The following is a 254-nucleotide window of genomic DNA, read 5'->3' as shown; positions in this document are numbered from 1 at the left end:
GGCTGCTTACCTATGCGCGGCGGCTGATCTACCTCAACCGCGAGACCTTGGCCGCCTTCGACGACCAGCGTCTCGAAGGCACGACCCGCATCGGCACGCCGGACGACTATGCCGACCGCTTCCTGCCCGAGATCATGGCGCGCTTCTCGCGCTCCAAGCCGCGTGTCGAGCTGACCGTCGTCTGCGAGCCGACGCCGGGCCTGGTCGAACACATCAAGCGCGGCAATCTCGAGCTGGCGCTGGTGACGCATAAC

General features: G+C 66.5%; 1 protein-coding gene. It reads left to right on the top strand.

Translation table 11 applies throughout. The features are described from left to right. Positions 1 to 254: LysR substrate-binding domain-containing protein (locus KVT37_RS32430; protein ID WP_254634403.1), on the top strand; the 254-nt coding region annotated here is incomplete at both ends.

The organism is Mesorhizobium sp. GbtcB19 (assembly GCF_019091085.1).
GTDB lineage: Bacteria > Pseudomonadota > Alphaproteobacteria > Rhizobiales > Rhizobiaceae > Mesorhizobium.
The sequence above is the reverse complement of the archived record's forward strand: the minus strand, read 5'-3'. Positions and strand labels throughout refer to the sequence as shown.